This is a genomic window from Blautia sp. 210820-DFI.6.14 (assembly GCF_020558815.1).
In the GTDB taxonomy this organism is placed as follows: Bacteria; Bacillota; Clostridia; order Lachnospirales; family Lachnospiraceae; genus Blautia_A; species Blautia_A obeum.
Genome location: NZ_JAJCKS010000139.1, coordinates 1 through 244, shown reverse-complemented (window position 1 = coordinate 244; position 244 = coordinate 1). Strand labels below are relative to the sequence as shown.

General features: G+C 27.0%; 1 protein-coding gene. It reads right to left on the bottom strand.

Annotation, left to right across the window (positions count from 1 at the left end; all coding sequences use genetic code 11):
* Positions 1 to 244: penicillin-binding transpeptidase domain-containing protein (locus tag LI112_RS18045; RefSeq protein WP_255647182.1), on the bottom strand; the 244-nt coding region annotated here is incomplete at both ends.

The window sequence follows — 244 nt, the reverse complement described above, 5'->3', positions numbered from 1 at the left end:
AAATACAGAACCAGGTGCATACATATATTTTATAGCTCTATTTTCTAATTCTCCATTACTCATCTTTAAATATTCACTTATCGAATCTCTATCAAAATTAGGCCTAGATGTCATAGCTAATACTTCTCCACTTTTTACATCAGATATAACTACTGAGCTTGGATTTTGTTCTTTATCTACTAGTTTTTCTAATTTTTTTTGAATATCATAATCTATAGTTAACTTTAAATGTCTATCATCTTTG